This window comes from Couchioplanes azureus, assembly GCF_014648355.1.
GTDB classification, from domain to species: domain Bacteria; phylum Actinomycetota; class Actinomycetes; order Mycobacteriales; family Micromonosporaceae; genus Actinoplanes; species Actinoplanes azureus.
Genome location: NZ_BMQY01000001.1, coordinates 164,854 through 177,122, shown reverse-complemented (window position 1 = coordinate 177,122; position 12,269 = coordinate 164,854). Strand labels below are relative to the sequence as shown.

Annotated in this window: 10 protein-coding genes; 2 read left to right on the top strand and 8 right to left on the bottom strand. The window is 73.7% G+C overall.

Translation table 11 applies throughout. The features are described 5' to 3' along the window. Positions 1-6 precede the first annotated feature (6 nt). From IEY99_RS00805 to IEY99_RS00790, 4 genes are read right to left on the bottom strand one after another with little or no spacing between them, the layout of a single operon-like run. Complete coding sequence (locus IEY99_RS00805; protein WP_189198733.1) at positions 7-744, bottom strand: hypothetical protein; 738 nt, start codon at positions 742-744, stop codon at positions 7-9. Next, positions 731-3,370, bottom strand: a complete 2,640-nt coding sequence (locus tag IEY99_RS00800; RefSeq protein WP_189198732.1) for an FtsK/SpoIIIE domain-containing protein — start codon at positions 3,368-3,370, stop codon at positions 731-733. The genes IEY99_RS00805 and IEY99_RS00800 overlap by 14 nt, the downstream gene beginning before the upstream one ends. 29 nt (positions 3,371-3,399) lie before the next feature. After that, on the bottom strand, positions 3,400-4,806 hold the full coding sequence (locus IEY99_RS00795; protein ID WP_189198731.1) for a hypothetical protein: 1,407 nt from the start codon (positions 4,804-4,806) through the stop codon (positions 3,400-3,402). A gap of 23 nt (positions 4,807-4,829) precedes the next feature. Beyond that, positions 4,830-5,441 (bottom strand): DUF4126 domain-containing protein, encoded by a 612-nt coding sequence (locus IEY99_RS00790; protein WP_189198730.1) that lies wholly within the window; start codon positions 5,439-5,441, stop codon positions 4,830-4,832. A 59-nt stretch (positions 5,442-5,500) separates the two neighbouring features. On the opposite strand from IEY99_RS00790, the gene nucS reads away from it, so the two are divergent. After that, complete coding sequence (nucS, locus tag IEY99_RS00785) at positions 5,501-6,160, top strand: endonuclease NucS (RefSeq protein ID WP_189198729.1); 660 nt, start codon at positions 5,501-5,503, stop codon at positions 6,158-6,160. On the opposite strand, the gene IEY99_RS35170 is transcribed toward nucS, so the two are convergent. The 3 genes from IEY99_RS35170 to icmA form a co-directional block, all read right to left on the bottom strand. Beyond that, entirely contained in the window at positions 6,157-7,686 is a 1,530-nt protein-coding gene (locus IEY99_RS35170; protein WP_189198728.1) for an arginase family protein, read from the bottom strand. The two genes, nucS and IEY99_RS35170, sit on opposite strands and share 4 nt — an antisense overlap. Positions 7,687-7,704: 18 nt before the next feature. Next, positions 7,705-8,637, bottom strand: coding sequence for a tetratricopeptide repeat protein (locus IEY99_RS00775; RefSeq protein ID WP_189198727.1), 933 nt, complete (start codon positions 8,635-8,637; stop codon positions 7,705-7,707). An 81-nt stretch (positions 8,638-8,718) separates the two neighbouring features. Continuing rightward, positions 8,719-10,392 (bottom strand): coenzyme B12-dependent isobutyryl-CoA mutase large subunit, encoded by a 1,674-nt coding sequence (gene icmA, locus IEY99_RS00770; protein WP_189198726.1) that lies wholly within the window; start codon positions 10,390-10,392, stop codon positions 8,719-8,721. 66 nt (positions 10,393-10,458) lie between these two features. Between icmA and IEY99_RS00765 the strand changes: the two genes are divergently transcribed. Further along, positions 10,459-11,091 carry a Pr6Pr family membrane protein gene (locus IEY99_RS00765; protein ID WP_229797964.1) on the top strand — a complete coding sequence of 211 codons (633 nt, stop codon included), beginning with the start codon at positions 10,459-10,461 and terminating at the stop codon, positions 11,089-11,091. Here IEY99_RS00765 and IEY99_RS00760 read toward each other — a convergent pair. Beyond that, positions 11,084-12,199, bottom strand: a complete 1,116-nt coding sequence (locus IEY99_RS00760) for a sugar ABC transporter substrate-binding protein (RefSeq protein WP_189198725.1) — start codon at positions 12,197-12,199, stop codon at positions 11,084-11,086. The genes IEY99_RS00765 and IEY99_RS00760 overlap by 8 nt on opposite strands. Between the last annotated feature and the right edge of the window lie 70 nt (positions 12,200-12,269).

The window sequence follows — 12,269 nt, the reverse complement described above, 5'->3', positions numbered from 1 at the left end:
GGTAACTCAGCGCGTCGATGCGAAGGTGACCGAGAGCAGGGTGGCCGCGATCATGCCGCCGAGCAGGGTCAACCCGATGCCGCCGATGTCGAGTCGCGCCTGCAGCCGCCGGTGCGCGAGCAGCGCGCCGACCGGCACCCCGGCCGACGGCGCCACCAGGAACGCGAGCCAGCCGAGGCCGCGGATCACCGTCGCCCCCGGCAGATCGGTGCTCCCGACCGTCACCAGCCCGGCCGCCACGAGCCCGGTCAGGGCGGCGACCACCGCGCCGAGCAGCGGCAGCAGCGGCAGTGCCCAGCGGGGCAGGGCGCGGCGCTCGGCCGGCCGTACGGTCACGTCGATGCGTTCGGCGGCCCGCGCCAGCAGGGTCCGGGCCGACTGGCGCGGTGCCGGTGCCAGCGCCGGCGAGCCGGGGGAGCGCTCCAGGGCCACCCGGGGCAGCGCCTCGACGGCGGCCGGCTCGGGCACCTCGCCCAGCGCGCGGACCCGCATGCCGGGCGCCCGGCGCAGCTGGTCCCAGAGCCGCACGGCCTCCCGGTCCACATCGAGCACCTGGGCGGCCGCCGCCCCCGCCCAGCGGTCGGCCGCGGCCGCGTCCCCCTCGGCCCGGGCCAGCTCGCCCGCGGCCTGGGCCGCACTCGTCTGGTACGCCTGCTCGGCGCTCTCCAGCTCGGTGTCCCGCCGCCGGGCGACCTCGGCCAGCGCCGTCATCATCATCTGGTAGTCGCGGTCACGTGTGGTCACTGTTCACCTCGTACGGGATGATCACTTCCGGATGGCGGTGCACCGACCGGTCGAAGAACAGCGCCCGGCGCTTGCGCGGATACCACAGCGGACCGCCGGGCTGCGGCGAGAGCGGGCTCAGCTCGGGGCCCTGCACGTCCAGGGCGACCCAGGCGCCGATGGTGTCCAGCCGCGCGCCGATGCCGCCGAGGTCGTCGCGCAGCCGGGCCACCGAGCGCCACCAGCCGAGCACGTGCAGCCGCTGCTCCGGCCCGTCGGCCAGCAGGGCGCGCAGCCGCTCGCGGTACGCCGGGCCGGCCGCGTCGCACGCGTACCCGATCACGTAGTGCGGAATGCCGTCCGGCGCGAGCCCGGCGAACAGGTCGTCGAGGTCGCCGAGGCCGTACCAGTCCGCCTGGGGCAGCTCGGCGACCAGCCGGGCGGCGGCCCGCTCGGCGCTGGCGTCCAGGCAGGCGATGCTGAACCGGGCGGGCCCCTGGGCGGCCAGCGACAGGGCGGCGGCCGCCAGCACGTCGCACGCCTCGTCGGTGCGGGTGCCGAGCACCGCCAGGTTGCGCCCGGGCATCCGGCCCAGGCGCAGCCGTGCCGGGCGGGCGGCGACGTCGATCCGCTCGCCGAGCACCGCGCCGGGCGACGAGCCGACGTCCGCGGTGCTGTCCGGCACCCGCCCGGCCGGCCGGTACGCGTCCGGCAGCCGCGGCACGGCGTCGCCGTCGAAGAGCCGTGGCGGCACGCAGCTGTCCGGCCGTTCCTGCCAGAGCTTGCGCTGCAGGGGCCGCCAGATCGCCCGGTCGCTGGCGTCGGGCAGGCGCACGACGTGGTTGGCCCCGGCGACCCCGGAGTCGGCGTTGACGACCGCGTGGAAGCGGGGGATGACGGCGGCGGCCAGGTTGGCGTCGGCCAGGATCCGGCGGGCCTTGGGTAGCGCGATGCGCAGCGTGAACTGTCCGATGAGGCCGGAGCGGCCCCACAGCGCCTCGATGCCCGACACGTCCTGGCTGGCGAGCACGAGGTGGATGCCCTGGGAGCGGCCGCGCCGGGCGAGGTCTTCCAGCAGCGTGACGGCCTCCTCGGCGAGCGCGTCGCGGCCGGCCAGCAGCACCTGGAACTCGTCGATGACCGCGACGATCCGGGGCCAGTGCCCGCGCGGGTCCTCGGCGCGCAGCTCGGCGAGCTTGGTGGCCTCGTACCGCTTGGCGGCCTGGGCCCGCAGGCGCAGCTCCTCGCCGAGGTGGCGCAGCATCGCGAGGCCGAACTCGCGGTCGCCGTTGACGTTGATGCCGGCCAGCCGGACCTGCGGCAGCCAGCTCGGGTCGCGGGGACCGGGCGCGAACCGGGCGAAGGACACGCCCTCCTTGAAGTCCAGCAGGTACAGGGCGAGTTCGTGGGGGTCGTACCGGGCCGCCAGCGAGCCGATCCACGCATAGATCAGGTTCGTCTTGCCCGATCCGGACGGCCCGCCGATCAGCGCGTGCGGCGGATCGTCGCCCAGCGGCACGGAGACCAGCGAGCCGTCGGTGCTGTCGCCGATCGGGGCGGTCAGGCCGTGCGCGGAGGTCTCGGTCCAGATCTTCTCGGGAATGAGGTCCGCGAGGCGCGCGGGCGGCGGTCCCTCGCGCAGCCGCTCGGCGGTGCTCCGGCAGAAGGCGGCGATCCGCTCGGCCGGCGGCGGCGCGTCGAGCCGGACCGTCAGGCCGCCGGTGGTGTCGCAAGCCGCCGTCTCGCCGCGCACCGCGACGCGCTCCACCGTGGGATGCGGCGTGAGCTCCAGACCCCGGACCACGAGGTGTACGCCGCACGCCACGCCGGTGCGCACCACCCGGTCGAGCTGGGCGCGCTGGGCCTCGGTCAGGTCGCCGGCGCGGGCGGGGTCGAACAGCAGCACCACCACCCGCCACGGCTCGGGGCGGGGCCCGGTGCCGGTGAGGTCGGCCAGGGAGGCGTACTCGCCGGCCAGCACGCTCTCGTTGACCCGGCAGATGTGCTCGACGAGGTCGTCGAGGGTCGCGCCGAGGCCGCCGGGGCTGACGAACGACAGCAGGCCGGCGTTGCCCAGCGGCGCGAACGCGGCCAGCGTCCCGCCGAGCTGCTCGGGGTCGTACACGCTGAGCCGGACGTCGCCGGGACGGGTCGTGCCGAGCGCGCGCAGCAGCAGCCCGGAGATGACGCCGTCGACGCTCGGCTGGTCGCCCAGCACGTTGAGGTGCGCGTGGTCCAGGAAGGGCACCAGGGCGGGCAGCTTGGTCCGCTCCTCGCCCGCCTCGTAGGCGACCGTCCCGATCCGCAGCAGCCCGGGCCGGCCCACCCGGTCGGGCTCGGTGGGTGTCCAGTAGCGCCACGAGGTCCCGGCCGCGCCGGGTGCGGTGAGCGCCGCCAGCGACTCGACGCTGCGGGTGAGCGCCGCGGCCTCGGCCTGGCTGCGGCGCAGGATGTCCTGGCGCGCGGTGTCGCGCGCCTCGGCGAGCTGGGCGAGGCAGGTCGCGTAGGCGTCCCGGATCAGCTTCTTCCGGCGTTGCGCCTCGCTGCGCGCCGACTCGGCGGCGGCCAGCACCGCCCGGGCGGTACCGCGCGCCTCGGCCAGCTCCTGCCGGACGACGGCGACCAGCGCGTTGCGGTGGCTACCCACTCAACCCCCCGAATCCACGTGGGGGGATTTTAGCCAGTTTGAGGGGTTTGCCGACCTTCTGGGCGGCGTGTCGTGTGCGAACGGTCCGTCCGCGCGACGTGCTCGCCCGCGGCCGTCCGGGACAGCCAGCGCGGATCCGCGCTCACGAGGTCCTGCCAGAGCCGGGCGGCGACCAGGTCCGCGCCCTGCGCCGTCCAGCGCTCCAGCGTCTCGCGCGGCACGCCGTAGCGGAACCATTCGAGGGCGCGCAGGGCGTCACCGTCCAGGTTGTCGGTCCGCGGGCTCCGGTCGTACGGCCGGAGCCCCAGCACGTGGCAGTAGTGCAGGGCGTTGAAGCACCGCCACTCCTCGGTGGTGCCGAAACCCGCCGCGGGCTTGAGCTTGCGGACCTGCTCCGCCAGCACCGCCCGCAGCTCGGCGACCCGCACCAGCGACTGCTCCGCCCGACCCGGGCCACGCTCGCGCAGCCGCCGTTCCACCGCGGGCAGCTCGAGCAGCGGGCTGCGCAACAGCCGGGCGGTGTCGCCGAAGTCCTCCAGCGCGCGCCGGGTCAGCCGCGTGAACTCGTCCGGGTCCAGCGCGATCATCCGGTGCCGCTCGTGCCGCCGGGGCAGCGCCTCGGCGGCCATCAGCAGCGCGGCCCGGTCCAGCCGCAGCCGGTCCTGGTGCAGGAACGCCACCCGGTCCAGCGCGGTCCGCACCGGCCCGGCCAGGCCGACCGCCCCCAGCACCACCGCCACCAGCACGAACTGCGGTACGACGACCGCCGCGGTGCGGGGCGCGGCGAGCAGGGTCAGCGTCGCCGGCCCGGCGCAGAGCAGGATGGCCGCCACCGCCGCGAACAACGAGCGCCGCAGGTCGGGCACCAGGCGCTCACCGGCCTCGGCGGCGTCCGCGACGGCGATGAGAAACCCGAACAGCAGCAGGTCGAGGCCGAGGGCGGCGATCAGCGGCTCCGGCGGGCCGAGGTCGCCGGGCGCGAGCACCACCGCCAGGCCGACGGCGTGGATCAGGGCGGTGGCGGACAGCGCGGCCGGCAACGGGTGCGGCCGGAACCGGTCGCGGTGGCGCAGCACCAGGGCCGTCGCGCCGGCCAGCGGCGCCAGGGCCACGAGCTTGCCCACGCCGGGCAGCAGCACGGCGAGGACCAGGAACAGGGCCGACGCGTACGCCCAGCCGACGTCGACGAGCCGCCGCTCCGGAACACCGCGCGGCAGCAGCGCGGCGAGCGCGCCGGCCCAGCCCAACGCCGGCACGCAGAGCAGCACCTCGGCCGCCGCGGACCCGGGCGCGACGCTCCAGGCGGCGACGGCCAGCGCGTACGCGCCGAGCGCCCCACCCGCGCGCCACAGCACCGCGCGGCCCGGGTCCCGTCCGACGAGGTAACACCCGAACCACCACGTCAGGGCGAAGGCGGGTACGGCGATCGCGGGCACCGGGGCAGTCAACCAAACGCGCGCTAGATCTCGATACCCTTGGATGCCACGCGTGCCCTCCCGCGCCGCCGGCGCCGCCTGATCACCCACATGGCGAAAAGGACGAGCGCCACGAGGGCGAGCAGAACGAGCACCGGCAGCAGGATCGCGAGCAACGACAGCAGCACGCTGGTGACGTCCTCCGCCGTGCTGGCGACCGGAGCGCCGACCCCCGCGGTGGTGGCGTTCACCACCGGGCGCGAGGCGGCCTTGAGCCCGTGCACACCCAGGGCGATGAGCACGCCGGCCGCGACCGGCACCCACTGGTGCGAACCGAAGAACGCGCCCGGATCCGAGACGGTGACCGTCTCGGACGACGACCCGGCACCGAACGCCAGCCCGCCCGCGGTGGGCCGGACCACGGTCTGCACCACGTCGTTCACATGGTCGACCACGGGCACCTTGTCGGCGACGACCTCGACGGCCAGCAGCACCGCCAGGATCGTCAGCACCCACCCGTCGGAGAGCCACTGCCACCCGGTGGGCAGGTCGACGGCGTCCGTCCACCGTGCCAGCACACCCATGGTGAGCAGGGGAATGTAGGCGTTCAGCCCGGCGGATGCCGCCAGGCCGCCACCCGTGAGGGCCTCGAGCACGACTCCAGCATGACACCGCCGCGCTCGCCTCGCCGGAGAGCGGAGGCTACCCTCGTGCGGTGCGTCTGGTCATCGCGAAATGTTCCGTCGACTATGTCGGCCGCCTCTCCGCCCATCTGCCGCCGGCCGTGCGCCTGTTGATGGTCAAGGCCGACGGGTCGGTGTCCATCCACGCCGACGACCGCGCCTACAAGCCGCTGAACTGGATGAGCCCACCCTGCAAGCTCCAGGAGGCGCCGGGGGTGTGGAAGGTCGTCAACAAGGCCGGCGAGGAGCTGCGGATCACCCTCGAGGAGATCTTCCAGGACACCTCGTACGACCTGGGCGTCGACCCGGGTCTGGTCAAGGACGGCGTGGAGGCCCACCTGCAGGAGCTGCTGGCGGCCCACCCGGAGACCTTCGGCGAGGGCTGGAGCCTGGTCCGCCGCGAGTACATGACGGCAATCGGCCCGGTCGACCTCCTCTGCCGGGACGCGAACGGCGCCGCGGTCGCCGTCGAGATCAAGCGCCGTGGCGAGATCGACGGCGTCGAGCAGCTCACCCGCTATCTGGAGCTGATGAACCGCGACCCGCTGCTCGCGCCGGTCCAGGGCGTCTTCGCGGCCCAGGAGATCAAGCCACAGGCCCGCGTCCTCGCCACGGACCGCGGCATCCGCTGCGTCGTCGTCGACTACAACAAGCTCCGCGGCATGGACCGCGACGAACTGACGCTGTTCTAAGAAGGCTGCTTGCCGGGGTGTCCGAGCTCGAACGCGGGGCGCTGGGCGGGCAGCGAGAACTCCTCCGCCGGCCGGGGGCGCAGCATGCCGGGCATGGTCGCGGGCAGCGGCTCGGAGTCGAGCAGTGGCGCGGCGCCCAGCGGCCGCAGCGGCGGCTCGGCGGGATCGGCCTCCACCAGCTCCGCGTCCACGGGGTCGTCCGCCGGCTCGGGCTCCCCGTCGACGACCTCCACCTCGACGCCGGCACCCAGGGCGACGGCGTCGTCGGCATCGTCGTCGGCGGTGCCGGCATCCACGGGGACGGCATCGACGGTGACGCCGGCAGGGTCCCCGGGGACGACATCGACGGTGACGCCGGCGGCGTCCACCGGGACGGCGTCGACGGCGACGGTGACGGCCTCGACCCGGACCGCATCGACGGCGTCGGCGTCGACCGGGACGGCGTCGACCGGGACGGCGTCGACCGGGACGGCGACCGGGGTGTCGTCGGGTGCGGCGGCGGCCGGTGCGGGGGCCGGCGGAAGGGCCGGTTCCCGTGCGGCCGGGGCGAGCGTGCCCGGCGCTCCCGGCGCCAGCAGGTCCGCGCGGGCCGCGGCGAGGTCCGGCCGGGCGTCCACCGCGTGCGCCGACTTCAGGCCCGCGACGATCGCCGCGGTGATCTCCTCCGCGTAGCAGCCGTCGGGGTCGTAGTCGGGGTCGAAGACGGTGATCTCCACGCCCAGGCAGTGCGGCGACTCCACCAGGCCGGCCAGCAGCAGCTCCAGCTCGGGGAAGGCGATGCCGCCCGGCTCCGGGGCGTCCACGGCCGGCATGACCGCCGGGTCCAGCACGTCGACGTCGAGATGCACCCAGTAGCCCGCGCAGTCCACGAGCTGTTCCCGGGCCCATTGCGCGCTGCGGGCCGCGCCCTCCACGCGCAGGGTCGGCACCGGGCGGGTCACGATGCCGGCCGCCTGCAGGTCGAGGCGGTACTCGTCCTGGGCGCGGATGCCCATCACCACCACGTCGATGTCGCGGTAGTACGGCCGCCGTCCCTCTATCGCCGCCAGGTCGGCCTGGCCCCGGCCGGTGACCAGGGCGAGATCCTCGCCGGCGGCCGCGCCGACGTACGAGGCGTTGCCGGGGTGGCGGAAGTCGGAGTGGCCGTCGACGAAGACCAGCCCGATGCGGCCGCCGACGGCCTCGCCGAGGCGGTGCATGGCCAGCGCCGAGCCGAGCACGATGGAGCAGTCGCCGCCCAGCACCACCGGGAACTCGCCCTCGTCGATGATCTCGCCGATGCGGTCGGCGAGGCGCCGGGAGTAGAGCGCGATCTCGGGGGCGTGGCAGACGCCGTCGCCCGGCCGCCAGTCGCCGGGGTCGTAGCGCGGCGGCGTCAGGCAGCCGGCGTCGCGGGCGTGCAGCCGGCGCAGCAGACCGTGGTCGCGAAGGGCTCCAGGTGCCTTGGCGCAGCCCGGCACCGACGTCGCGGTCGGCGGGCGCAGTCCGAGATTGGACGGTGCGTCGAGCACGGCGATGCGGCGCATGGAGCCCCCCGTACCTGGCTAGAAGAGCGCGCGGGCTAGAGCACGGCGGGCACTCGCGACCGCCGGGTCGTCCGGCCCGGCGACGGCGAACAGGGACAGCAGATGCTTGCGTACGGCGTCGCGATCGTCGCCCGTGGACCGCTTGACGGCGGCGACCAGGCGCTCGTAGGCCTCGGGCGCCTGTCCGCTGAGGACCTCGATGTCGGCGGCGAGCCGCTGCGCCTCGAGGTCGTCGGGGTCCGCCGCGGCCCGGGCCAGCACGCTCGCCGCGTCCGCGCCGGCGACCCGGCGGTAGAGCTCGACCTGGGCGAGGCCGGACTCGGCCGCGCGGTCCTGCGGCGACTCGGCGAGGATCTTCTTGTACGCCGCCTCGGCCGCGTCCAGGTCGCCGCTCATCAGGGCGTCGTCTGCCGCGTCCATCCGCGGGTCCTCGGGCGGGGCGACCTCGACCCCGCCGGCCTTGAGCACGGCGTCCACGTAGCGGCGGACCTCCACCTCGGGCAGCACGCCGGTGAAGCCCTCCACGAGCTGCCCGCCGACCAGCGCGACCACCATCGGGATGCCCTGCACCCGCAGCGCCTGGGCGAGCCGCGGGTTGGCGTCCACGTCGACCTTGCCGAGCACCCAGCTGCCGCCGCCCTCGGCGGCGAGCTTCTCCAGGACCGGGGAGAGCTGCTTGCACGGCTCGCACCAGTCGGCCCAGAAGTCGAGGATGACCGGGGTGGTCATGGACAGCTGGAGCACGGTCGTCTGGAAGTTCGCTTCGGTCACGTCGATCACCGCGGCGGCCGGCCCGCCGGGGCCGGTGGGCGCCGGCGACGCGGCGGGCCCGGCGGATGCCGCGCCGGCGCCGGCCGGGCCGGAGGGCGCGGGCTTGCTCGCCGGCCGCAGCGCGCCGAGGTCGACCGCGCCGCGGGTGAAGATCGACGGAGTGGTCCGTGGGTCGCTCATGGTTACCTAGTCTCGCACGCACCCACCGCCGGCCGCCGCGCCGCCGGGCAGGCGATATCGGACGTCACACCGACTTGTCCATCAGAAGCGGGCGGGTTCCCGGTAGATCCCCCACTCGTCCTTGAGCACGCCGCAGATCTCGCCGAGGGTGGCCTCCGCGCGGGCCGCGTCGAGCATCGCGGGGATCATGTTGTCGCCGGTGCGGGAGACCTCGACCAGCCGGGTCAGCGCCTGCTGGACCCGTACCGGATCGCGGCCGGCCTTGCGGGCACCCAGCTCGCGCTTCTGCTCGATCTCGACCTCGTGCGAGACGCGGAGGATCTCGAGGTCCTTCGCGACCGTGCCGGTGTGCACGTTGACGCCGACGATCTTCTTCTCGTTCTTCTCCAGGGCCTGCTGGTAGACGAACGCCGCCTCCGCGATGTTCGCGGTGAACCAGCCGTCCTCGATGCCGCGCAGGATGCCGGAGGTCATCGTGCCGTCGTGGCCGAGCTCGCGGATGCGGGCGAAGATCTCCTCCGCCTCGGCCTCGATCCGGTCGGTGAGCGCCTCGACGTACCAGGAGCCGCCCAGCGGGTCGGCCACATTGGTCACCCCGGTCTCCTCCATCAGCACCTGCTGGGTGCGCAGGGCGATCTCGGCGGACTCGTCGGTCGGCAGCGCGAGTGTCTCGTCCAGGGCGTTGGTGTGCAGCGAGTTGGTGCCGCCGAGGACCGCGGCGAGGGCCTCGACGGCCGTCCGCACGACGTTGTTGACCGGCTGCTGCGCGGTGAGCGAGACGCCGGCGGTCTGCGTGTGGAACTTCAGCCAGAGCGCCTTCTCGCTGGTGGCGCCGTACTCGTCGCGCAGGTGCCGGGCCCAGATGCGGCGGGCGGCGCGGAACTTGGCGATCTCCTCGAAGAAGTCGACGTGGGCGTCGAAGAAGAAGCTCAGGCCGGGCGCGAACTGGTTGACGTCGAGCCCGCGGCTCAGGCCCAGCTCGACGTAGCCGAAGCCGTCGGCGAGCGTGTAGGCCAGCTCCTGCGCGGCGGTCGCCCCGGCCTCACGGATGTGGTAGCCGGACACCGACAGCGGCTTGTACTTGGGGATCTCGCGCGCGCAGTACTCCATCAGGTCGCCGATGAGCCGCAGGTGCGGCTCGGGCGCGAAGAGCCACTCCTTCTGCGCGATGTACTCCTTGAAGATGTCCGTCTGCAGCGTGCCGTCGAGCTTGCTCAGGTCGGCGCCCTGGCGCTCGGCCGCGACGAGGTACATGCAGAAGACCGGGACGGCCGGGCCGGAGATCGTCATGCTGGTCGTGACGTCCTGCAGCTCGATGCCGTCGAACAGCACGTCCATGTCGGCCGCCGAGTCGATGGCGACGCCGCAGTGGCCGACCTCGCCGAGCGACTGCGGGTCGTCGGAGTCGCGGCCCATCAGGGTGGGCATGTCGAACGCGACGCTGAGCCCGCCGCCCCCGGCGGCCAGGATCATCTTGTAGCGCTCGTTGGTCTGCTGGGCGTTGCCGAACCCCGCGAACTGGCGGATGGTCCAGGTCCGTCCGCGATATCCGGTCGGATAGAGACCCCGGGTGTACGGGAACTCGCCCGGCCACCCGATCCGCTCGAACCCGTCGACGGTGTCACCGGGGGCGGGACCGTAGACCGGGTCCAGGCTCACCCCGGAGAGCGTGGTGAAGTCGGCGTCCCGTTTGCGGGCGTCGTCGTAGCGCTTCTGCCAGCGCTCGCGACCGGCGGCGATGTCGGCTGCGTCCATGGCGCACATCGTATGCGCAATGCTGAACGATCGCTAAGGCCGGACGGCTGATCTACCCTGCCATACGTGAAGATCCTGCGGATAGTGAGCGTCATCGCCGTCGTCGCCGGGGTGACGCTGAACGCCTCCGGCCCCCAGACCCTGACCGGAATGCTCCCCTATTTCACGAACCAGAGCAATATCGCGTACGCGCTCGTCGCCGCCTGGACCCTGGCCGGGAATCGCGTCGCGCCGACCGTGCTCAAGGGCGCCGTCACCCTGTACGTGGCGATCACCGGACTCGTCTACCACCTCGTGCTGGCCAACCCGGCGAGCGGCTTCGCGAACGCCCCGTACGACCGCACGCCCGCCGAGGCCGTCGGCAACCAGCTGCTGCACACCGTGGTCCCGCTGCTGGCGGTCCTGGACTGGCTGATCTTCGACGAGCGCCGGCGGTTCAAGCTGCGGTACGCCGCCTACTGGCTCGCCTTCCCGCTGGGCTACCTGGTCTTCGCGCTGATCCGGGGGCTGGTCACCCACACCTATCCGTACCCGTTCATCGACGTGAACGACCTCGGCTACGGCGGGGTGGCGCTCAGCACGGTGTTCTTCGCGGTGGTGTTCTGGCTGCTGGGCCTCGCGTTCGTCGGCATCGACCGGCTCGCCGTCGGCTCCCGTGCCCGCCGGGCGGCCCCGGCCGGCGGGGACCTGCCTACCTGATGCCGTTCTTCGCGCAGAACGCGGCGAACCGGCCCGCACAGACCGCCGACCTCTCCACGAAGCCGTCCCGGATGACGGAGCCGACGTCCTCGGCGAAGATCGGCCGCGGCTCCAGCAGCTTGGCCGGGATGTAGGCGCCGGACTCCGGGTCCTTCACCGCCGACCCCGCCAGGTTCGGCTTCTGGCCCTTGAACAGCTGGATCGCGAGGTCGGCCGCCGCGTCGGCCTCCTGCTCGATCGGCTTGTAGACCGTCATGCACTGGTCGCCGGCGAGGATGTTCTGCAGACCCTGGACGGTCGCGTCCTGGCCGGTGACCGGGACCCTGCCGTTCATCCCGTCCTGCTTCAGCACGGAGATCGCCGCGTTGCCCAGGCCGTCGTTGGCCGCCAGCACACCGCGGATCTTCTTGCCGGTCCGGAACCACATCTCGCGGAAGACGATCTCGGCCATGTGGGTGTCCCAGTCGTCGATCGACTGGTCCGGGCCCTTGAGGTAGGTGCCGCTGTCGTACCGCGGCTGCAGCACCGACTCGTAGCCCTCCTTGAACTGGGTGGCGTTGTGGTCGGTGGGCGAACCGTTGAGGTCGGCCACCATCGGGACCCGGGCGCCCTGCTCCGTCAGGCACCGCACGAGTCCCTTGCCCTGCATCTCGCCGACCGCGACGTTGTCGAAGCTGACGTAGTAGTCGGCGCCGCCGTTGAGGGTCAGCCGGTCGTAGTCGATGGTCTTGATGCCCCGGGCCCGGGCCTTGTCGAGCACGGCCTTGCCGCTGACCGAGTCCAGGTTGACGATCATCAACACCCGCACGCCGCCCGCGATCATGCTGTCGGCGATGCGCTGGAAGTGCGCCTTGTCGCCCTGGGCGTTCTGGATGTCCACGGGCACGCCCGCCTCGGCGAACGCCGCCTTCAGCAGCTTGGGATCGTCGGTGCCCCACCGTTGCGAGGTCGTGGTGTCGGGCAGGATCACGCCGACCTTGCCCGCGCCCGCGGCGCGGTTGCCGCTGCCGCCGGACGCCGCGCCGTCAGCCTTCCCGTCCGTGCAGGCGGACACGCCGGAGAGGGCGAGCAGGCCGGCCGCGGCAAGAGCGGGCAGTTTCGTACGCATGGCGTCCTTCCTCCCGGGTCAGAGGGCGGCAAGGCTACCAGCCATCACCGCTGCGTGACCCTGGAGGTAC

Bases quoted from the DNA above. Each gene is read 5' to 3' on its own strand.
- IEY99_RS00775 (WP_189198727.1), bottom strand. From the start codon at position 8,637: ATGAGCGACCCACGGACCACTCCGTCGATCTTCACCCGCGGCGCGGTC.
- IEY99_RS00760 (WP_189198725.1), bottom strand. From the start codon at position 12,199: ATGCGTACGAAACTGCCCGCTCTTGCCGCGGCCGGCCTGCTCGCCCTC.
- icmA (WP_189198726.1), bottom strand. From the start codon at position 10,392: ATGGACGCAGCCGACATCGCCGCCGGTCGCGAGCGCTGGCAGAAGCGC.
- IEY99_RS35170 (WP_189198728.1), bottom strand. From the start codon at position 7,686: ATGCGCCGCATCGCCGTGCTCGACGCACCGTCCAATCTCGGACTGCGC.